At 60.0% G+C, this 19075-nt stretch carries 18 protein-coding genes; 10 read left to right on the top strand and 8 right to left on the bottom strand.

What is annotated here, in order from left to right; all coding sequences use genetic code 11:
• Positions 1-15: 15 nt before the first annotated feature.
• The 4 genes from ACEN9A_RS25985 (at position 16) to ACEN9A_RS25970 (ending at position 3807) form a co-directional block, all read left to right on the top strand.
• Positions 16-792 carry an IclR family transcriptional regulator gene (locus tag ACEN9A_RS25985; protein ID WP_018925796.1) on the top strand — a complete coding sequence of 259 codons (777 nt, stop codon included), beginning with the start codon at positions 16-18 and terminating at the stop codon, positions 790-792.
• A gap of 145 nt (positions 793-937) precedes the next feature.
• On the top strand, positions 938-1993 hold the full coding sequence (locus ACEN9A_RS25980) for a Gfo/Idh/MocA family protein (RefSeq protein WP_258671221.1): 1056 nt from the start codon (positions 938-940) through the stop codon (positions 1991-1993).
• A 2-nt stretch (positions 1994-1995) separates the two neighbouring features.
• Entirely contained in the window at positions 1996-2811 is an 816-nt protein-coding gene (locus tag ACEN9A_RS25975; RefSeq protein ID WP_258671220.1) for a sugar phosphate isomerase/epimerase family protein, read from the top strand.
• A gap of 117 nt (positions 2812-2928) precedes the next feature.
• Positions 2929-3807 (top strand): DMT family transporter, encoded by an 879-nt coding sequence (locus ACEN9A_RS25970; RefSeq protein ID WP_019650921.1) that lies wholly within the window; start codon positions 2929-2931, stop codon positions 3805-3807.
• A gap of 6 nt (positions 3808-3813) precedes the next feature.
• On the opposite strand, the gene ACEN9A_RS25965 is transcribed toward ACEN9A_RS25970, so the two are convergent.
• Both ACEN9A_RS25965 and ACEN9A_RS25960 read right to left on the bottom strand, forming a co-directional pair.
• Positions 3814-5436 (bottom strand): methyl-accepting chemotaxis protein, encoded by a 1623-nt coding sequence (locus tag ACEN9A_RS25965; protein ID WP_258671219.1) that lies wholly within the window; start codon positions 5434-5436, stop codon positions 3814-3816.
• Between the two features lie 97 nt (positions 5437-5533).
• Complete coding sequence (locus ACEN9A_RS25960; RefSeq protein WP_018925801.1) at positions 5534-6871, bottom strand: MFS transporter; 1338 nt, start codon at positions 6869-6871, stop codon at positions 5534-5536.
• A 490-nt stretch (positions 6872-7361) separates the two neighbouring features.
• Here ACEN9A_RS25960 and quiC point away from each other — a divergent pair, with 490 nt between their 5' ends.
• Positions 7362-9263 (top strand): 3-dehydroshikimate dehydratase QuiC, encoded by a 1902-nt coding sequence (gene quiC, locus ACEN9A_RS25955; protein WP_258671218.1) that lies wholly within the window; start codon positions 7362-7364, stop codon positions 9261-9263.
• A 103-nt stretch (positions 9264-9366) separates the two neighbouring features.
• Entirely contained in the window at positions 9367-10044 is a 678-nt protein-coding gene (locus ACEN9A_RS25950; protein WP_258671217.1) for a TetR/AcrR family transcriptional regulator, read from the top strand.
• A gap of 108 nt (positions 10045-10152) precedes the next feature.
• Here ACEN9A_RS25950 and ACEN9A_RS25945 read toward each other — a convergent pair whose 3' ends face one another.
• The 3 genes from ACEN9A_RS25945 to ACEN9A_RS25935 all read right to left on the bottom strand — a co-directional run bounded on the left by ACEN9A_RS25945 (position 10153) and on the right by ACEN9A_RS25935 (position 12495).
• The gene (locus ACEN9A_RS25945) at positions 10153-11007 is read right to left on the bottom strand and encodes a shikimate dehydrogenase (protein ID WP_258671216.1); all 855 of its coding nucleotides are present in this window, start codon (positions 11005-11007) and stop codon (positions 10153-10155) included.
• 5 nt (positions 11008-11012) lie between these two features.
• On the bottom strand, positions 11013-11453 hold the full coding sequence (aroQ, locus tag ACEN9A_RS25940) for a type II 3-dehydroquinate dehydratase (protein WP_007937291.1): 441 nt from the start codon (positions 11451-11453) through the stop codon (positions 11013-11015).
• A gap of 130 nt (positions 11454-11583) precedes the next feature.
• Positions 11584-12495 carry a LysR family transcriptional regulator gene (locus ACEN9A_RS25935; protein ID WP_258671215.1) on the bottom strand — a complete coding sequence of 304 codons (912 nt, stop codon included), beginning with the start codon at positions 12493-12495 and terminating at the stop codon, positions 11584-11586.
• Positions 12496-12780: 285 nt separating this feature from the next.
• On the opposite strand from ACEN9A_RS25935, the gene ACEN9A_RS25930 reads away from it, so the two are divergent.
• Together ACEN9A_RS25930 and ACEN9A_RS25925 are read left to right on the top strand one after the other, a co-directional pair.
• Positions 12781-13209 (top strand): hypothetical protein, encoded by a 429-nt coding sequence (locus tag ACEN9A_RS25930; protein WP_026346000.1) that lies wholly within the window; start codon positions 12781-12783, stop codon positions 13207-13209.
• Positions 13206-13652, top strand: a complete 447-nt coding sequence (locus ACEN9A_RS25925) for a DUF2442 domain-containing protein (RefSeq protein WP_258671214.1) — start codon at positions 13206-13208, stop codon at positions 13650-13652. The genes ACEN9A_RS25930 and ACEN9A_RS25925 overlap by 4 nt, the downstream gene beginning before the upstream one ends.
• A 52-nt stretch (positions 13653-13704) precedes the next feature.
• On the opposite strand, the gene trmA is transcribed toward ACEN9A_RS25925, so the two are convergent.
• The gene (gene trmA, locus ACEN9A_RS25920; protein ID WP_019650932.1) at positions 13705-14784 is read right to left on the bottom strand and encodes a tRNA (uridine(54)-C5)-methyltransferase TrmA; all 1080 of its coding nucleotides are present in this window, start codon (positions 14782-14784) and stop codon (positions 13705-13707) included.
• A complete protein-coding gene (locus tag ACEN9A_RS25915) occupies positions 14781-16076 on the bottom strand; it encodes an NCS2 family permease (RefSeq protein ID WP_019650933.1) in 1296 nt (431 codons plus the stop codon). Before ACEN9A_RS25915 ends, trmA begins: the two co-directional genes overlap by 4 nt.
• A gap of 226 nt (positions 16077-16302) precedes the next feature.
• Between ACEN9A_RS25915 and ACEN9A_RS25910 the strand changes: the two genes are divergently transcribed.
• Positions 16303-16758: a YolA family protein gene (locus ACEN9A_RS25910; RefSeq protein WP_258671213.1), complete on the top strand. Its 456-nt coding sequence runs from the start codon at positions 16303-16305 to the stop codon at positions 16756-16758.
• 67 nt (positions 16759-16825) lie between these two features.
• A complete protein-coding gene (locus ACEN9A_RS25905; RefSeq protein WP_018925811.1) occupies positions 16826-17377 on the top strand; it encodes a DJ-1 family glyoxalase III in 552 nt (183 codons plus the stop codon).
• A 9-nt stretch (positions 17378-17386) separates the two neighbouring features.
• Here the strand turns inward: ACEN9A_RS25905 and ACEN9A_RS25900 are convergent, their stop codons facing one another.
• Entirely contained in the window at positions 17387-18625 is a 1239-nt protein-coding gene (locus tag ACEN9A_RS25900) for an MFS transporter (RefSeq protein WP_258671212.1), read from the bottom strand.
• Positions 18626-19075 lie beyond the last annotated feature (450 nt).

The following is a 19075-nucleotide window of genomic DNA, read 5'->3' as shown; positions in this document are numbered from 1 at the left end:
GAGTGGAACCCCCCCATGGCCGGCAGTCAGATCGAACGTGTTTTCAGCGTGCTGGAAAGCCTCACCAGTGACCCTCGCGGCCTGCCGATGCAGACGTTGGCGGAGCAACTGGACATCCCCAAAAGCGCGACCCACCGTCTGCTCACCGAGCTGATTCGGCTGGGTTACGTGCGACAGAATCCGGAGAACCTGCGCTATCACCTGTCGACCAAACTGGTGGCGATGGGTTTCCGTTACCTGTCGAGCAGCGGCGCCGATATCGTGCAACCGGTGCTCGATCGCCTGGCCGAGGAAACCGGCGAGCTGGTGCGCCTTGGCGTTATTGAAGGCGAGCGCCAGGTCTGGATCGCCAAGTCTCAGGGTGCCCGCTCGGGCCTGCGCTACGACCCGGACATGGGCCGTGATGCGCCCTTGTTCTACACCGCGTCGGGCCATGCATGGCTGGCGTGCATGAGCGATGCCGAAGCGTTGTCGCTGGTGGAGCGTCAGGGGAGCGAACGGCCGAAAGACCTGGGGCCGAACGCGCCGCGTTCCAACATTGAGTTACTGGAGCGCCTGCGTCTGGCGCGAGAGCAGGGCTACGCCTGGGTCGAAGAGAGTTCGGCAGTGGGCACCTCGGCGATTGCGGCGGTGGTGCGCCACCCAGGCGACGGTCGAGTGATCGGTGTGCTGAGCATTGCCGGGCCAAGCGCGCGGATGCCGGGGGCACGGTTGCATGAACTGGCGCCGCTGTTGTTGAAGTTCACTGAGGAGCTGTCTGCCGCAAGCCTGGCTTCGGAGTTGTTCGTCTAATTCTGCCCGCACAAACCCATATGTGGGCTATGCGAATCTGTGCGTTGTTCGAACACAAGTTGCCGTTACTCCTGTAAGAATCTGGAACCAGGTTCTAAATTATTGGAATTCATCCCTCCGACAATAATCACAAGAGGACCGCAGCATGACTTCGCCCCTTCGCATCGCCCTGATCGGTGCCGGCAACATGGGCCAGCAGCATTACCGGCATCTGCAAACCCTGACGCAAGCGACGTTGTGTGCGGTGGCCGATCCCGGGCCACAAGCGGCAGGCCTCGCGGGCGAATGGGGCGTGGGGTATTTCGCGGATCACCGTCAGATGCTGGACCAGGCGAAGCCAGACGCAGTGATCGTCGCCAACCCGAACACGCTCCACATCAGCACGGCGCTCGATTGCCTCGCCGCCGGCGTGCCGGTGCTACTGGAAAAACCGGTCGGTGTGCACCTGGATGAAGCGCGCGAACTGGTGGCTGCGTCGAAAGCCACCGGTGTTCCCGTGCTGGTCGGCCATCATCGCCGGCACAATCCGTTGATCGTCCGCGCCCATGAACTGGTGCAGGGTGGCGCTTTGGGGCAGCTGACGACGGTGACGGCGCTCTGGCAGTTGCGCAAACCCGACAGCTATTTCGAAACGTCATGGCGCCGCGAGCCCGGTGCGGGGATGTTGCTGACCAACCTGATTCATGACCTCGACCTGCTGCGTCATCTTTGCGGCGAAGTGCGGCAGGTGCAGGCGATCACCAGCAATGCGGTGCGCGGGTTTGCCAACGAAGATTGCGCGGCGGTGTTGCTGCAGTTCGACAATGGCGCACTGGGCAGCCTGACCGGTTCCGACGCGGTGGCGGCGCCCTGGAGTTGGGAGCTGGATTCCGGGGAGAACCCGGTCTATCCGCGCCAGGCCGATCAGCCGTGTTACTTGCTGGCCGGGACGGGCGGTGCGTTGAGCATTCCGCAGCTCAAGCGCTGGCATTACGCCGACGTCGATGGCGGATGGCATCAACCGTTGCTGGCGGAGCAGGAAAGCTTCTGCGCCGATGAAGCATTGCGTTTGCAGTTGCAGCATTTCGTGCGCGTGGCGCGCCGGGAAGTCGAACCGTTGGTGAGCGCTGCCGATGCTGCGCGCACCCTGGCGCTGGTTGAAGCGATTCGCGAGGCCGCCGAAACCGGTCGTGCCTGCACCCCGATGTTGATCGAGGAATGAACATGAGTGAGCGGATCTTTTCCCTGGCCAGCCTGACCGTGCTGGAGTTGTCTCCGCCGCAGATGGTGGACGTTGCGGCGCGTGCCGGTTACAGCCATGTCGGATTACGCCTTGAACCGGCGACACCCGAAGAACATCACTTTGCGCTGGTAGCCGATGTCGGTTTACGGCGTGAGACACTGGCGCGGCTGCGCGATACCGGCATTCGTGTGCTGGATGTTGAAATCCTGCGTCTTAAACCGCAAACCGTCGTCGCCGACTTCGAGAAGATTCTGGCGGTCGGGGCGCAATTGGGTGCCAGTGAATTGCTGGTGGCCGGTAACGATTCCGACGAACAACGACTCACCGAGAACTTCGCCCGGCTGTGTGATCTGGCGGCACCTTATGGGCTGCATCCGCATCTGGAGTTCATGCCGTGGACCGATGCGCGCGATCTTGAACAAGCGGTGCGCATCGTCGAAAACGCTGACCGTGAAAACGGCGCGGTGTTGGTGGACGCGTTCCATTTCGACCGATCGGGTTCGCGGCTGGAAGATCTGGCCAAAGTTGCCCCGTCACGGTTACGGTATGCACAGCTGTGCGATGTTGCGGGACCACGGCCAACGGACATGGCGGAGATTTTGCGTCAGGCGCGTAACGAACGGCGTTTTCCGGGCGATGGTGATTGTGATCTGGCGGGGTTGTTGCAGGGTTTGCCGGCCGATATCCCGTTAAGCCTGGAGATTCCCACCGTGAAGTTGCTGGAACAGGGCGTGAGCGGGTTGCAGCGGGCGCAGATGGCGTTGGATAAAACCCGGGAATTGTTGGCGCGGCGGTAAGCGGTGCTGCGCACCTATCGCGGGCAAGCCACGCTCCCACAGGTTATCCAGTGTTCATGTAGGAGCGAGGCTTGCCGGCGAAGCCTTTGACTTTCGATGTAAAAAAAAGGATCGCTCATGACCGTCAGCACACCGCTCTCCGGCGTAAACCAACCCTTCAAAGGGATTCTGCTGATCGTCGTCGCGACCTTCCTGTTTTCCAGTCACGACGCCTTGTCGAAATATCTATCGGGTTTCTATCCGATCGTCATGGTGGTTTGGGCCCGCTATGTGGTTCACACCTTGCTGATGGCCGGGATTTTCCTGCCGCAATCGGGGTTGCGCGTCCTGCGCACCAAACGTCCGTTGCTGCAGTTGTTCAGGGCGTTGTGCCTGTTGGGCACCAGTTTGTTCTTCACCACCGGTTTGCAGTACATCCCATTGGCCGAAGCCACGGCGGTCAACTTTCTCGCTCCGGTTCTGGTCACCGCGTTGTCGGTGCCACTGCTGCGTGAGCGGGTCACTCGTGGCCAATGGATCGCAGTGATTTGCGGATTTGTCGGCGTGTTGATCATCGTCCATCCCGGCGGTGATCTGTTCACGCCAGCAGTCTTGCTGCCACTCTGCTCGGCGCTGTTTTTCTGCTTCTATCAATTGCTCACCCGCAAGCTCAGTGAAATCGACAGCCCGACCACCAGTAACTTCTTCGCCGGCCTGTGCAACACCCTGGTGATGAGTGCTCTGGTGCCGTTCTTCTGGAAAGTGCCAAGCCTTGGGCATGGATTGATGATGGTTGCACTGGGCGCCTGCGGGATGACGGCGCACCTGTTTTTGACCCAGGCGTTCCGCCATGCCGCCCCCGCGCTGCTGGCACCGTTCGGCTATTGCCAGATTGTCTTTGCCGGTTTGCTCGGCTGGTTGCTGTTTTCTCACACGCCGACCCTGACCACGGTGGTCGGGATCGCGGTGATTTGCTGCAGCGGGTTGGCGGCGGCGTGGCAACAAAGCCGCCGCTGAACCCGGTCAAAATTTGAAACGCACCACCAGGTTTTGCAGGCCTGCCGCCAGTCGCGACAACTCCTGGCTGGTGGCGCTGGTCCGGGTCGCGGCGTCGGCGCTTTCCAGCGACAGGTCGCGGATGTTCAGCAGATTACGATCCACCTCACGGGCCACCTGCGCCTGTTCTTCCGAGGCGCTGGCGATCACCAGGTTACGTTCATGGATCTGCTCCATCGCCCGGGTGATTTCTGCCAGTGCCAGCCCGGCCTGTTCAGCAATCGACAAGGTTTCGGCGACACGCTGACTGTTGTCGTGCATCGACATCACCACACCGTTGGTATCGCCCTGAACCCGGCCAATGATCTGTTCGATCTCCCGGGTTGATTGCTGAGTGCGATGCGCCAGCGCCCGAACTTCATCGGCCACCACCGCGAAGCCACGTCCGGCTTCACCGGCCCGCGCAGCCTCGATGGCGGCATTGAGCGCGAGCAGGTTGGTCTGTTCGGCGATGGCGCGGATCACGTCCAGCACCTTGCCGATTTCCCGGGACTGCTCGGCCAGGGTCTGAACCTGTTGCAGCGCGATGCCCGCATTGCCGCTCATCGCCTGAATCGAATCCAGGGTTTCAATCACCCGGGCCTGGCCCTGATTGGCTTGCTGTGTGGACTGTCTGGTGCTGTCGGAAGTCGACACCGCGTTGCGTGCCACTTCTTCCACCGCGACGGTCATTTCGTTGACGGCCGTGGCGGCCTGCTCGATTTCATTGTGTTGCTGTTGCAGCCGACTGGAATCCTGTTGAGTGCTTTGATTCATCTGCAGGGCGGCGGCCGCCAGTTGAGTCGACGTGCCGCTGATTAGTTGCAGGGTTTCCCGCAGGCTGGTCTGCATGGCCGACAGGGCCTTAAGCAAGCGTGCGGTTTCATCGGCGCCGTGGCTGCGGATCGGTTGACTCAGGTCACCGGCGGCCACTTGCTCGGCCACGTCGACCGCCTGACGGATCGGCATGACGATGCTGCGTATCAACAGCCAGGCAAGGCACAGGGTCAGGAGCGCGACGGCTATCAGCGCACCGATCACGGTGATTTTTACCTGATTGTAGAGTGAGTCAGCCTGGTTGGCCGAGAGGCTGACTTCGTTGGCGGAAAGCGCCATCAACTCGGCGAACTGGTCACCGGTCTGGGTCGAGTAGTCCTGGATTTTTCCATTGAGCAACGCGGTCATTTCTTCGCTGCGGTTTTCCCGCGACAGCGCTTCGTATTGCGCCAGCGCCTGGCGGTAACTGGTGACGGTGGTGACGAACTTTTCGTACGGCCCCCGGTTGTAATCACCGACCAGCGGAGTGAATTTTTCCAGCGTCTCTGCAAGCCAACCCTGCACTTGGTGCAGACGTGTGACGGTGGCATCGAGCACCTTTGGATCGCGGTTGAGCGCCATGCGCAGGCTGAGCACGCGAATGCTCAGGATGTAGTCGCGGATTTCACCCAGGTGGCGAATGCTGGGCAGGGAGACGTTTTCAGTGTGCTGGCCGGTGGCGCGGACTTGCGCGACCTGTTTAAGGGCGAACAGCCCCTGCAACAGGACCAGCAGGGCGATGACGCCGAAGCTGATCACGGCACGTTTGGCGATGCTCAAGTTACCTGGCGACATGGTGTGCCTCTGTGGCTGTGAGAAAAAAAGGGTGAAATGGATAAATCGCGGCCATAAAAAAACGCAGGCCCGGGATCAGGCCTGCGTTTGTGGTGTATCAATCTTTTACGGTCGGAATCTTGCGCGGTGCCATGAAGTACATCCAGGTCAGCGCGATGAAGTACATCGCCGGAATGATGGTGAACAACACGGTGTAGTTGTTGTTGGTGATGGTCAGAATGTGGCCGACCAACTGGGTCATGAACATCCCGCCGATCGCCGCGCACATGCCACCGAAGCCGAACACCGTACTCATCATGTGTTTAGGCGTGTAGTCCATCACCAGGCTCCAGATGTTCGCGGTCCAGGCCTGGTGCGCGCCAATGGCCAGGGAGATGGCGAAGACTGCGAGCCACAGGCTGCTCGAACCGGCGGCCATGACCACGCCGATGATGCAGCAGGCGAACAGGAACATGGACATCAGTCGGGCCTTGATCGGGTTGATCCCGCGACCGATCAGGAACGAAGACAGGATCCCGCCGCCGACGCTGCCGAAGTCAGCCGTGAGGTAGATGATGATCAGCGGAATTCCCATCTGGGTCACGTTGATCCCCAGGTTGTATTGCTGATTGAGGAACGGCGGCAGCCAGTACAGGTAGAACCAGAACACCGGCGCGGTGATCGAGTAGGCGAGGGCGAAGGCCCAGGTGCCACGCATGCGCAGGATTCGCGAGAACGGTACGCGGGATTGTTCCGGTTCGACTTCCTTCTGGATGTAGTCCAGTTCCGATTGTTTAACGCTCGGGTGATCTTCCGGGTTGAAGTACTTCAGGCCCCAGAACAGCAACCAGATGCCGCCCAGCGCCGCCATGCACAGGAACGCGGCTTGCCAGCCCCAAGCGTGAAGAATCAGTGGCAGCAGCATCGGTGTGAACATCGCACCGACGTTGGTCCCGGCGTTGAAAATACCGGTGGCCACGGCGCGCTCGCCAGCCGGGAACCACAACCGGGTGGTTTTCACGCAGGCCGGGTAGTTGGCGGCTTCGGTCAGACCGAGAATGAACCGGCAGACCATGAAGCCCGCCGCCGAAGTGGCCAGGCCATGAGCGCCGGTGGCCAGGCTCCAGAGCAGTACCGCGAAGAAGAACACGCGCTTCACGCCGACCCGGTCGATCAACCGGCCTTGCAGCACGAAACCGACGGCATAGCCGACCTGAAACCAGAAGTTGATGTTGGCGTAGTCCATCGCCGTCCAGCTCAGTTCCTTGGCCAGGATCGGCTGCATGACGCCCAGGGCGGCGCGGTCGATGTAGTTCAGGGTGGTGGCGAAAAATACCAGCGCCAGCATTCCCCAGCGGGTTTTGCCGACGGCCATGGCGCCGCGGATTTTGTCGCCGATGCCGCCAGTGGCGACGCTTTGGGCCGAAGCCACGCGAGAGCTTTGAGAAGGAAACATGTGTGTGCCATCCGTTCAATGACTGACAAGCGAGGCTTGTCGGGACTTCAAGGGCGCGTGATCAATCGATGGCGACGGGCGCGGATGAGATTGATCGGCTGAGGTGTTTTCGTCAGGCGACGACAACGTTTTATTCAGCGAGCGGCGCAGTTCGGCCGAGTGGGCGCAAGGTTCGGATGGACACCAGGTCTGGCGTGAGATCGGTGGAGCAAGCAAACAAGGCGTTGAATGAGCGCATGAGCGTGTACCCGTTTTTTGAAATTTTTATGTGGTGTTCAGGGTCTTTGGTAACCGAGTCCATGGGGTCGTGACCGGACTCAATGTGGTGTCGATGGTGCGCAGTGGACGAAAAATCGTCAATTCGCCAACCGCCATTGTGTTCGATAATCGCCCGCAAAACTAACCGGGTAGTACACTTTGAATTGCTGTGCGGATTCGTCAAGCCAATAATTTGCCCAACAAGAATGTCCCCACCACCGGGAGTCGACACATGCTGCGTTCCATTGCCACCGTTTCCTTGAGCGGTACCCTGCCGGAAAAACTAGAAGCCATCGCCGCCGCCGGATTTGACGGGGTGGAAATTTTCGAGAACGACCTTCTCTACTACGACGGCAGCCCACGGGAAATCAGGCAGATGTGCGCTGATCTCGGGATCGCGATCACACTGTTCCAACCCTTTCGGGATTTCGAAGGTTGCCGCCGCGATCGCCTGCCGCGCAATCTGGAGCGGGCCGAGCGCAAGTTCGATTTGATGCAAGAGCTGGGCACCGACCTGGTGCTGGTGTGCAGCAACGCCTCGGCCGACTCCATCGGCGATGAGCAGATCCTGGTCGACGACTTGCGCCTGCTCGCCGAACGGGCCGGCGCTCGTGGTTTGCGGATCGGTTACGAAGCGCTGGCCTGGGGCCGCCACGTGAACACATATCAACAGGTGTGGAACATCGTTCGCCAGGCCGACCATCCGAACCTCGGCGTGTTGCTGGACAGTTTCCATACGCTGTCGCTCAAGGGCGACCCGAAGGCGATCGCCGAGATTCCCGGTGACAAGATCTTCTTCGTGCAAATGGCCGACGCGCCGATCCTGGCCATGGACGTGCTGGAGTGGAGCCGGCATTTCCGTTGTTTCCCGGGGCAGGGCGAATTCGATCTGCCGGGGTTCCTCGCGCCGATCATCAAGAGTGGCTACACCGGACCGCTGTCACTGGAGATCTTCAACGACGGTTTCCGCGCCGCGCCACCCCGGGCCAACGCCGCCGACGGCTTGCGTTCGTTGCTGTACCTGGAAGAGAAAACCCGCGAGCGTCTGGAGCAGGAAGCCACGCCTGTGGCCAATCGCGACATTTTGTTCGACACCCCAGGCGCCAGCGAATACAACGGCATCGAGTTTCTTGAGTTCGCCGTGGACGAAAGCCTCGGCGCGAAGTTGTCCCATTGGCTGGAGCGGCTGGGTTTCGTCAAGGCTGGGCAACACCGTTCCAAGAGTGTCAGCCTGTTGCGTCAGGGCGATATCAACCTGATCCTCAACTCCGAACCTTATTCCTTCGCCCACAGTTTTTTCGAGGCCCATGGGCCATCGCTGTGCGCCACCGCCGTGCGGGTCAAGGACAGCGCCAGTGCGTTGGCCCGAGCCGTGGCTTACAAAGGCCAGCCGTATCGTGGGCTGGTAGGCCCCAATGAACTTGAACTGGCAGCCGTGCGTGCGCCGGACGGCAGTCTGATTTACCTGGTGGACCAGGATGCCGACGTCTATGGCACTGACTTCAATCTGCAACCCACAGCCGTGGCCAGCGGCGGCCTCAAGCGTATCGACCACATGGCCATGGCACTGCCCGCCGACAGCCTCGACAGTTGGGTGCTGTTCTATAAGAGCCTGCTGGATTTCGAAGCCGACGATGAAGTGGTGCTGCCCGACCCGTATGGTCTGGTGAAGAGCCGTGCCTTGCGCAGCCGTTGCAGTTCGATCCGCTTGCCGCTGAACATTTCCGAAAATCGCAACACCGCGATCTCACACGCACTGTCGAGTTATCGCGGTTCCGGCGTGCATCACATCGCTTTCGATTGTGATGACATCTTTGCCGAAGTCAGCCGCGCCAAGGAGGCGGGCGTGCCGCTACTGGATATCCCGCTCAACTACTACGATGACCTCGCCGCACGCTTCGATTTCGATGACGAGTTCCTCAGCGAGCTGGCGTATTTCAACGTGCTCTACGACCGCGATGCCCAGGGCGGCGAGCTGTTTCACGTGTACACCGAGCCGTTCGAAGGGCGGTTTTTCTTTGAAATCATCCAGCGCAAAAACGGCTATGCGGGTTACGGCGCGGCCAACGTAGCCGTGCGACTGGCGGCCATGGCCAAATCCCGAAGTGGTGGCGTACGTCAGACAAAGTTGTAGGAAAATCGTAAACACGGGTACAAAACCGCTGCCGCGTGGCTTCCTTCACTGTGCGCAGCGGCCCATAATCGCCTACTTGTGCAGTGATGGCCGTGAGCCCGCAATGACAATAATTTCAGAACTCTCCGTAGCGCCCGAAAAGCCAATTGCCGAGCCTCGCAAGAGTCGCAAGAACAACCCGGAAAAAACCCGCGAGAACATCCTTCAAGAGGCTATTGTCGAGTTCGTCCAGCAGGGGCTTTCCGGTGCGCGCGTCGATGCGATCGCCGAGCGCATCCACACCTCCAAACGCATGATCTATTACTACTTCGGCAGTAAGGAACAGCTCTACGTCGAGGTTCTGGAAAAGCTCTACGGGGATATCCGCAGCACCGAAAGTCGCTTGCACCTGGCCGAGCTGGCGCCGGTGGAGGCGATTCGACGGTTGGTGGAATTCACCTTCGATCACCATGATCGCAACGTTGATTTCGTGCGCATCGTCTGCATCGAGAACATTCACAACGCCGAGTATGTGAAGCGCTCCGATGCGATCAAGGCGATGAACAACACCATCCTCGATTCACTGGGCGAGATTTTGCGTCGCGGGGCCGCAGAGGGTGTATTCCGCGCCGGCCTCGATCCGCTGGATGTGCACCTGCTGATCAGTTCGTTTTGCTTCTATCGCGTGTCGAACCGTCATACCTTCGGTGAGATCTTTCAGATCGACTTGCCGGACGAAAGTATCAAGCAGCGTCATCGGGAGATGATCTGCGAGTCGGTGTTGCGGTATCTGCAGGCCTGATTTTCAGGACCTTAAAAGATCGCAGCCTCGTTTCACTCGACAGCTCCTACAGGGGTATGGGTACTTGTAGGAGCTGTCGAGTGAAACGAGGCTGCGATCTTTTGCATTTCAACCATTCATGCTTTGAAAATGCGCCAGCATCCGCTGGGCATCCGGCGCCACGCCGCTGAATAATTCAAACGCCTTCACCGCCTGAAACACCGCCATGTTGCCGCCGTCCAGGGTTCGGCAACCCAACGCACGAGCGTTGCGCAGCAGTTCGGTTTCCAGCGGGAAGTAAACGATCTCCGCTACCCACAACTGCGCCCGAAGCAGCTCTACCGGCACCGGCATGCCCGGTAGTTTTTTCATGCCCATCGGCGTGGTATTTACCAGCCCGTCAGCCTGACCCAGCGTGCCTGGCAAGTCGTGACCGGCCACGGCGCGGCCAAAACCGAAATGCTGATTGAGGTTGTTCGCCAGTGACTGAGCCCGGCTGTGATCCACATCGAAAATGCTCAGCAGTTGTACGCCTTCGCTCAATAACGCGTGGGCCACCGCCGCGCCTGCGCCACCGGCGCCCATTTGCACCACACGCTCACGGGCAACGTCTTGCAGGCCACGACGAAACCCTTCGGCGAAGCCCAGGCAATCGGTGTTGTGGCCGATGCGTTTGCCGTCCTTCAGCACCACCGTGTTCACCGCGCCAATGCCGCGGGCTTCCGGCGACAATTCGTCGAGCAACGGGATGATTGTCTGCTTGCACGGGAAGGTGATGTTCAGCCCGGTGAAATTCATCCGTTCGGCGGCCATCAGCAGATCGGGCAGGGCGCCGCTGTCGAGTTTCAGCTGATCCAGATCGATCAGTCGATACAGGTAGCGCAGACCCTGCGCATCACCTTCGTGCTCGTGCAGCGCCGGAGTGCGGGAAGCCTGAATGCCGGCGCCGATCAGCCCGGCCAATACCACGGTGTTCTGTGTCATCACGCTTAACCTTTCAAACGTTGGCTGAAATGCTCCAGCGCCAAACGATAGCCGTGGCTGCCGAAGCCGCACATCACCGCCGTGGCGATGGACGAGACAAAGGAGTGATGCCGGAAGGGTTCGCGGGCATGGACGTTGGACAGGTGCACTTCGATCACTGGCAGTTCGCTGGCGACCAACGCATCGCGAATGGCGACCGAGGTGTGAGTCCAGGCGGCCGGGTTGATGACGATCCCGGCGCAGCGGCCACGGGCGGCATGAATCCAGTCGAGCAGTTCGCCTTCATGGTTGGTCTGGCGAAACTCCACCTTCAGGCCGAACTCTTCAGCGGCGCGACCGCACAGCGCTGAAATATCCGCCAGGGTTTCGTGGCCATAAGTCGCCGGTTCACGGGTGCCGAGCAGGTTCAGGTTCGGGCCGTTGAGCACCAGAACGATAGGGGACATTGGGTCTCTCCACTTATTATTTTTGGCATTGGCCGAGGGTCTCAGCCTGTGGAGATAAATTGTACTAACTGGTTAATAAGGTCAATTGAAGAGGCGCCGGCCCTGGATTATCTGTGCGGTGATCGAACATTCAGCGCGGAAGACGCTCAACCAGAAAATCGATAAACGCCCTGAGCCGCAACGGCACATGGCGGCTTTGCGGATACAGCAACGTGAAGGGGCGGGAGCGCCCGCCATAGGGCTTGAGCACTTCCACCAGCGAGCCATCCGCCAGTTCGTTTTCGACGATGAAGCGATAGGTTTGAAACAGCCCGGCGCCGTGTTTCGCCAGCGTCACACCGCCCAGTACGTCATCGGAGCAGCAGTAATTGCCCTCGGCCAGAATCTCCAAAGGCACGCCGTTATCGTTGAACAGCCAGGCAATCCGCCGCCCGCTGCTGGGTAGCTCGAACTGGATGCATTCGTGGTGCGCCAGGTCGTCGAGGGTCTGTGGCGTGCCGGCACGCTTCAGATAGTCAGGGCTGGCAATCATCACCAGCGCGGCGTCCTCCAGTGGCCGGGCAATCAGCCCGGAGTCGGGAATCGCCCGCACACGGATGGCCATGTCATAGCCTTCGCCGACGAAATCGATGTTGCGATTGCTGATGTGCGCCTCGACTTTCACGGCGGGAAAACGCGCCCGGAACGCCGGCAGCAGCGGCAGGATGCGGTGGTGGGCATAGGTGGTGGGAATGCTGATACGCAAGGTGCCGGAGGGTTCCTGCTGTTGGCCCATGACCTCGCGTTGAGCCTCGACCAATTGCGCAAGGGCCAGGCGACACTCCTCGAAATAGCGCCGGCCACTGTCGGTCAGCTTGACGCTGCGGGTGGTACGCGCGAACAGCCGCACACCCAGACGTTCTTCCATCCGCGACACCGAGCGGCTGACCGCAGCCGGGGTCACACCCGCCACCAGGGCCGCAGCGGTAAAGCTGCCGGCTTCGGCGGCCAGGCAAAACAGTTCGATGCTGCCGAGCTGAAGATCGTCGAAATGTCGCTGCATGATTGATTACACCAAGAATCAAATGGGATGCCCGAGGTGGTATTTATCAAATGCAGACGTACAAATACAGGGTTCGTTTCAACCACCAGCGCCGTTGAGTTCATCACCGACCAGATATTGGCAGTGAAAGGATTGCTTACTCTTTTTTGCCCTGATTGGCAGGGGGCGGTCGACCTGAAACGCTAGGCTCAAACGTGGTCAGCTGATCGAACGGTTAGCGCCAGTTATCGGATTTTTCAAGGAATGGCGAATCTTCGGATTCTATAACCTAACGGATGGGTTAGCATGAATGTATGCCGCTACAAGGGGTTGTCACTGGTAGTCATGTTGCGTGATGAGCATTGCCCGCCACATGTTCACGTCGATGGAGGCACATGGAGCGCACGCTTTCGGTTCAGCTTCTGGCACAACGGCGTAGAGCTCTGGGATGTCATTCCTCATTCGCATCGACCTCCTCTGGCCATGCTGGAGGGGTTACGCCAGGCGCTCAGGCAACCTGCCCATTTGCGGCGAGCCCGTGGCATCTGGTGGAGCAAATTGCAGACGGCCTGCCTCGACAATCAGTTATGGGATTGGCAGGGCAATGAAGTGGTCGTGATGAAGAGGGTTGCCAGCACGACTTACATGATTGGTTCGGCTCGCTATGAGCCTGAAGGAAACAAGACCTTATTGACGCTGATGGGAGCACCGGAGGGCGTGGAGATCGAATTATGAAAACGATAAGCGCAAAAATGCAGGTAGATCACCCTGTGACCGAAGGCGTTTTGGACGAAGCGATCGAGAGTGGCGAGTTACGCCGTCGCAGTGGATTGAATGCAACGACGGTGATCTTCCTTGATCCATGCCTCGCCGTCGGTTTCGAAGATGGCAGCAGTGTGTTGTTGCCAGTGAAAAACTACCCGGAATTCGATGGTTTCGAGGCCGATGATTTCGCCGGCCTGAAAGTCGGTTTCGCCGGCGCCGCGCTTTTTCATGAAGACAAGGATCTGCAGGTGTCCATCGCCGGTTTGATTTCGGCGAGCAAGCCGCTGATGGATATGGCGGCCTCGGTGATCGCCTCGCGCAATGGTCGTCAGAGCAGCGCCGCCAAGGCCGAGGCAGCTCGGGCCAACGGCAAGAAGGGCGGTCGCCCACGCAAGGTCGATGCGGCTCTTTGATCGCCTACAAAAAAGCCGTCCCAAGGACGGCTGATTTGTATAACGACTGCATTCAACGACGGGTCAACAACACTCCGGATTCCATGTGATGGGTCCACGGGAACTGGTCGAACATCGCGCATTGAGTAATGCGGTGAGTGTCGTTTAGTTGGGCGATGTTGGCCGCGAGGGTTTCCGGGTTGCAGGAGATGTAGAGGATGTTGTCGAAGCGCCGGGTCAGTTCGCAAGTATCCGGGTCCATTCCGGCGCGGGGCGGATCGACGAACACGCTACCGAACTCGTAGCTCTTGAGGTCGATGCCGTGCAGGCGACGGAACGGGCGAACTTCGTTCAGGGCTTCGGTCAATTCTTCGGCAGACAAACGCACCAACGTGACGTTATCCACCGCGTTTTCGCTCAGGTTGCTGAGCGCTGCGTTGACCGAGGTCTTGCTGATTTCAGTGGCCAGCACTTTGCGCACGCGGGTAGCGAGCGGCAAAGTGAAGTTGCCGTTGCCGCAATACAGCTCCAGCAAATCGTCGGAACGATCGCCAAGGGCGTCATACGCCCAGTTGAGCATCTTCTGGTTCACCGTGCCGTTGGGCTGGGTGAACGCGCCTTCCGGCTGGCGATAGCTGAAGGTACGGCCGCCGACTTCAAGTTGCTCGACCACGTAATCGTGACCGATCACTTCGCGTTTGCCCTTCGAGCGACCGATGATACTGACGTTCATGTCGGCTGCCAGCTTCGACGCCGCCGTGTGCCAGTGCTCGTCCAGCGGGCGGTGGTAGCACAGGGTGATCATCGCATCGCCGGCCAGCGTGGTCAGAAACTCCACCTGAAACAGTTTGTGGCTCAGGGCTGCACTCGCTTGCCACGCCGCCTTGAGCTGCGGCATCAACTCATTGATGCGCAGGCTTGCGATCGGAAATTCTTCGATCAGGATCGGTGTGCGTTTGTCTTCCTGGGAAAACATTGCGTAGTGGCGCTCGCCGGCTTCACGCCACAGGCGGAATTCGGCACGCAGGCGGAAGTTTTTCAGCGGCGAATCAAACACCACTGGTTCGGGCGCATCGAACGGGGCCAGCAGGTCGCGCAGGCGCGTGACCTTTTCTTCGAGCTGAACGGCATAAGCCTGGGAATCAAAAGTCATGCGTTGAACCAACCCAACTTGATCACGAACAGAATCGACAGAATCACCAGCGCCGAATTCAGTTCACGGCCGCGACCGGACAACAACTTGGTGGCGGTCCAGGAGATGAAACCGAAGGCGATGCCGTTGGCGATGGAGTACGTGAATGGCATGGCCAGGGCGGTGACCACGACCGGTGCGGCGACGGTGATGTCGTCCCAGTCTATTTCCGCCAGGCCGGATGTCATCAATACGGCGACGAACAGTAATGCAGGCGCCGTGGCGAAGGCTGGAACGCTGGCCGCCAATGGCGAGAAGAACAGCGCCAGCAGGAACAGAATCGCCACCACGATGGCCGTCAGGCCGGTGCGGCCACCGGCACTCACGCCGGCTGCGGATTCGATGTAGCTGGTGGTGGTCGAGGTGCCCAGCAACGAACCGGCCATGGCCGCGGTGCTGTCGGCGATCAGGGCGCGGCCCATTTTCGGCATGTGGCCGTCCTTGCCCATCAGGCCGGCGCGCTTGGCGACGCCGATCAGGGTGCCGGAGTTGTCGAACAGATCGACGAACAGGAACGCGAAAATCACGCTGACCAGACCGATGTCCAGTGCGCCTTTGATGTCCAGTTGCAGGAAGGTCGGCGCCAGCGACGGTGGCATCGACATCACGCCGCCGAACGGGCTGAAGCCCAACAGGATGGAAACGATGGTCACCGACAGAATGCCGATCAGCACCGCACCGCGGACTTTCAGGGCTTCAAGCGCGACGATCAGGGCAAAACCCAGGGTCGCGAGGATCGGCGCCGGTTGCTTCAGGTCACCGAGGCCGACCATGGTCGCCGGGTTGCTGACGACGATGCCGGCGTTGTGCAGGGCGATCAGTGCCAGGAACAGGCCGATGCCGGCGGCAATCGCCGAACGTAGCGCCAACGGGATGCTGTTGATGATCCATTCACGGATGCGAAAGATCGACAGCAGGAAAAACATCACCGCCGAGAGGAACACCGCGCCGAGTGCCACTTGCCAGGTATGGCCCATGTGCAGGACCACGGTATAGGTGAAGAAGGCGTTCAGGCCCATGCCCGGTGCCAGGGCGATCGGGTAGTTGGCGATCAGGCCCATGGTTGTCGAGCCGATGGCAGCTGCCAGACAGGTGGCGACAAACACCGCGCCTTTGTCCATGCCGGTCTCGCCGAGGATGCTCGGGTTGACGAACAGAATGTAGGCCATGGCCAAAAAGGTCGTGACGCCCGCCAGAATCTCGGTCCGCACGTTGGTGTTGTGTGCCTTGAGTTGAAACAGCCTTTCCAGCATGTCTGCTCCCCGTGGCGCGCCCGGCGCCGTGAATGTATCGACCTCAACAGCAAAGCACAGACCGCCGTAGGCGCCTGGGAATTTTCTGTGGGTCGGAAAAAGCCGCGCATCATACCAGCAGCGTGGAGCCATGGCTGCTTATGGCTGCGATCGTCGTCGATGTTTTGCCAAAAAGGGAACTGCGCCATACTGCGCGCTGTTTTTTTAGGGCGGGGAAGGGCGGAATATGAAGTACATGAGCACGCGCGTGGTTGCCGCATTCGCAATGTTGATCGCGTTGTTCCTGGGTGCCCAAACCGCCTCGGCAGCGTCGGCTCCACCACTGAGTCAGGTCAAGGTGCTCAAGGTCGAGTCGCCCAACTGTGGCTTTGAAGATATTGCGGACAAGCAGGAGCAGACCCGTTGCGATCACCAGGGGCCGAACATCAAGGTGTACGTGCTGGAAGTCGGTTACGGTCGCGAAGCCCATGTTGCCCTGGACGGTTTCGAAGTGGATGGCACCCGGACCCCTGTCTGTGCTTTTGATACCGGCAACCTGACCGAGTGCTCAGCCGGGAAAAAAACTGTCGGCTATCTGTACATCTTCAACCTGGCAGGCAAGCAGGACGGCATCTTCACATTCAGCAACACCTCCATCAACGCGCCGGGCAACACGATGTCGACGCAGCTTTACATCAAGTAACGGCCAGGCTCGAACAAGGGGCAGGAAAGCTGACTACGCTTTAAAGATCATTCTCTGGACCGCGCCCATGACCTTTAGAGCCCTGATTACCCTCGCCGAGGGCATCGACGATCTGCAAACCGTGACCCTGATCGATGTTCTGCGCCGCGCCAAGGTTGAAGTGGTGGTGGCCAGTATCGAGTCGCGGCGCATGCTGACCTGCGCTCGCGGCACCCGCCTGACCGCCGATGCGATGCTGGTCGATTTGCTGGCCCAACCCTTCGACTTGATCGTTTTGCCCGGCGGCGCCGTGGGGGCGCAGCATTTGGCGGCCCACCAACCCCTGCAACAATTGATCAAGGACCAGGTCGCCGCCGGGCGCTTGTTCGCCGGCATTGCCGAAGCGCCGGCGCTGGCGCTGCAGACTTTTGGCGTGCTGCGTCAGCGGCGCATGACGTGCCTGCCTTCCGTCAGCCATCAATTGTCGGGCTGCAACTTCGTCGATCAACCGGTGGTGGTCGATGGCAACTGCATCACCGCCCAGGGTTCGGGCGCCGCACTGGAGTTTGCGCTGACGCTGGTGGAGCAACTCTGCGGCAAAGCCACGCGGTCGGCGGTGGCGGGGGAATTGCTGGTGTAGAAGACTGCTTCAGGCCCTGACCTCTTCCACTGGCACATGCATGCGGTCGCGGTTGGCCAGGGTCGGGAACAGTCTGACCCAGGCCCCGGTCACTATCAGTGTGCCGATGCCGCCCATCACCACGGCCGGTACGGTGCCGAACCAGTGGGCCGTCAAGCCAGACTCGAATTCGCCGAGCTGATTCGAAGCACCGATGAACAAGCCATTCACGGCACTGACCCGGCCGCGCATCTCGTCCGGGGTTTCCAGCTGCACGAACGAGGCGCGGATCACCATGCTGATCATGTCTGCCGCGCCTAAAACCACCAACACAGCGAGAGAGAACCAGAACGAAGTCGACAGGCCGAAAGCGATGGTCGCCACGCCGAATACACCCACGGCGGTAAACATCACCCGTCCGACGTTGCGTTCCACGGCAAATCGCGCCAGAAACAGCGACATCAGCAGTGCGCCCACCGCCGGGGCCGAACGCAGCAGGCCCAGACCCCAAGGGCCGGTCAGCAGAATATCTTTGGCGAACACCGGCAGCAGCGCAGTCGCGCCACCCAGCAAGACGGCAAACAGATCCAGGGAAATCGCCCCGAGAATATCCGGACGGCTGCGAATGAAGCGGATGCCTGCGAGCAGCGAATCCAGGGTTGCCTTGCCCTTGTTCAACGGTGTCTGCCGAGCCGGTAGGTTAAGCATCAGCGCACAGGCGATGAGGTAGAGGATCACCGTCGGGCCATACACCCAGACGCTGCCGAAGGCGTAAAGCAAACCGCCCAGCGCCGGGGCAACGATGGTGGCCGATTGCTGCGCAGATTGCGCGGCAGCAACCGCGCGCGGGAATAAGGCACTGGGCACGATGCTCGGCAGCAAGGCCTGGGTGGTTGGCATCTCGAAGGAGCGGGCGGCGCCGAGCAGGAATGCGAGGATGAAGATCATCTCCCGGGTGACATGGTCAGTCGCGCTGCCGATGGCCAGCGACAGGGCGATCAGCGCTTGCACGGACTGACAGATCGCCGCGACCTTGCGCCGGTCATAGCGATCCGCCACATGCCCGGTGTGCAGCATGAACAACACCCGCGGGGCAAATTCCACCAGACCCACCAGACCCAGATCGAGCACATTGCCGGTCAGTTGATACAGATTCCAGCCGATGGCCACGGTCAGCATTTGAAAACCGCTGGCGGTAAATACCCGAGCCAGCCAGAACGCAATAAAAGGGCGGTGATGACGTAACAGCAGGGGCGCTTGGCTGGGCATCTGAAGGCAAGTCTGGGTGAGGGGAAGGGCGAGATTATCACCAACCTGTAACCAGAGGTTGCGAGCGCGGAAAATTTAGTTAGCTAGACACCGATCCCACAGAACATACAAATACCCTGTGGCGAGGGAGCTTGCTCCCGCTGGGATGCGAAGCAGCCCCGAACCTGCTACCCCACACCACAGGCACATCGCGTTACCCGATTTTACGACTGCTGCGCAGCCGAGCGGGAGCAAGCTCCCTCGCCACAGGGAATGCATTGCAACGCATGACCAAACCCGTGAGGCAACCTGTCACGCGGCAATAGACCACACCGTCCATCGGCAAAAATGCGACTACTCTTTCAACGTTGCTTGATCCAGATCAAGACCCTTCGTGGAAATGATCCGGCGGCCAGATGGCCAGATTCCCTACGTTGTGATGATGGTAGAAAAAGAACGAGTTCAAATTCG

It is taken from the genome of Pseudomonas sp. Pseusp18 (genome assembly GCF_059506005.1).
Note: the sequence above shows the minus strand (reverse complement) of the source record. Positions and strands in the feature narration are given on the sequence as shown.

Bases quoted from the DNA above. Each gene is read 5' to 3' on its own strand.
- ACEN9A_RS25915 (WP_019650933.1), bottom strand. From the start codon at position 16,076: ATGCTGGAAAGGCTGTTTCAACTCAAGGCACACAACACCAACGTGCGG.
- ACEN9A_RS25905 (WP_018925811.1), top strand. From the start codon at position 16,826: ATGACCTTTAGAGCCCTGATTACCCTCGCCGAGGGCATCGACGATCTG.
- ACEN9A_RS25945 (WP_258671216.1), bottom strand. From the start codon at position 11,007: ATGACACAGAACACCGTGGTATTGGCCGGGCTGATCGGCGCCGGCATT.
- ACEN9A_RS25965 (WP_258671219.1), bottom strand. From the start codon at position 5,436: ATGTCGCCAGGTAACTTGAGCATCGCCAAACGTGCCGTGATCAGCTTC.
- ACEN9A_RS25925 (WP_258671214.1), top strand. From the start codon at position 13,206: ATGAAAACGATAAGCGCAAAAATGCAGGTAGATCACCCTGTGACCGAA.
- ACEN9A_RS25970 (WP_019650921.1), top strand. From the start codon at position 2,929: ATGACCGTCAGCACACCGCTCTCCGGCGTAAACCAACCCTTCAAAGGG.
- aroQ (WP_007937291.1), bottom strand. From the start codon at position 11,453: ATGTCCCCTATCGTTCTGGTGCTCAACGGCCCGAACCTGAACCTGCTC.
- ACEN9A_RS25910 (WP_258671213.1), top strand. From the start codon at position 16,303: ATGAAGTACATGAGCACGCGCGTGGTTGCCGCATTCGCAATGTTGATC.
- ACEN9A_RS25960 (WP_018925801.1), bottom strand. From the start codon at position 6,871: ATGTTTCCTTCTCAAAGCTCTCGCGTGGCTTCGGCCCAAAGCGTCGCC.
- ACEN9A_RS25930 (WP_026346000.1), top strand. From the start codon at position 12,781: ATGAATGTATGCCGCTACAAGGGGTTGTCACTGGTAGTCATGTTGCGT.
- ACEN9A_RS25985 (WP_018925796.1), top strand. From the start codon at position 16: ATGGCCGGCAGTCAGATCGAACGTGTTTTCAGCGTGCTGGAAAGCCTC.
- ACEN9A_RS25950 (WP_258671217.1), top strand. From the start codon at position 9,367: ATGACAATAATTTCAGAACTCTCCGTAGCGCCCGAAAAGCCAATTGCC.
- ACEN9A_RS25935 (WP_258671215.1), bottom strand. From the start codon at position 12,495: ATGCAGCGACATTTCGACGATCTTCAGCTCGGCAGCATCGAACTGTTT.
- trmA (WP_019650932.1), bottom strand. From the start codon at position 14,784: ATGACTTTTGATTCCCAGGCTTATGCCGTTCAGCTCGAAGAAAAGGTC.
- quiC (WP_258671218.1), top strand. From the start codon at position 7,362: ATGCTGCGTTCCATTGCCACCGTTTCCTTGAGCGGTACCCTGCCGGAA.
- ACEN9A_RS25900 (WP_258671212.1), bottom strand. From the start codon at position 18,625: ATGCCCAGCCAAGCGCCCCTGCTGTTACGTCATCACCGCCCTTTTATT.
- ACEN9A_RS25980 (WP_258671221.1), top strand. From the start codon at position 938: ATGACTTCGCCCCTTCGCATCGCCCTGATCGGTGCCGGCAACATGGGC.
- ACEN9A_RS25975 (WP_258671220.1), top strand. From the start codon at position 1,996: ATGAGTGAGCGGATCTTTTCCCTGGCCAGCCTGACCGTGCTGGAGTTG.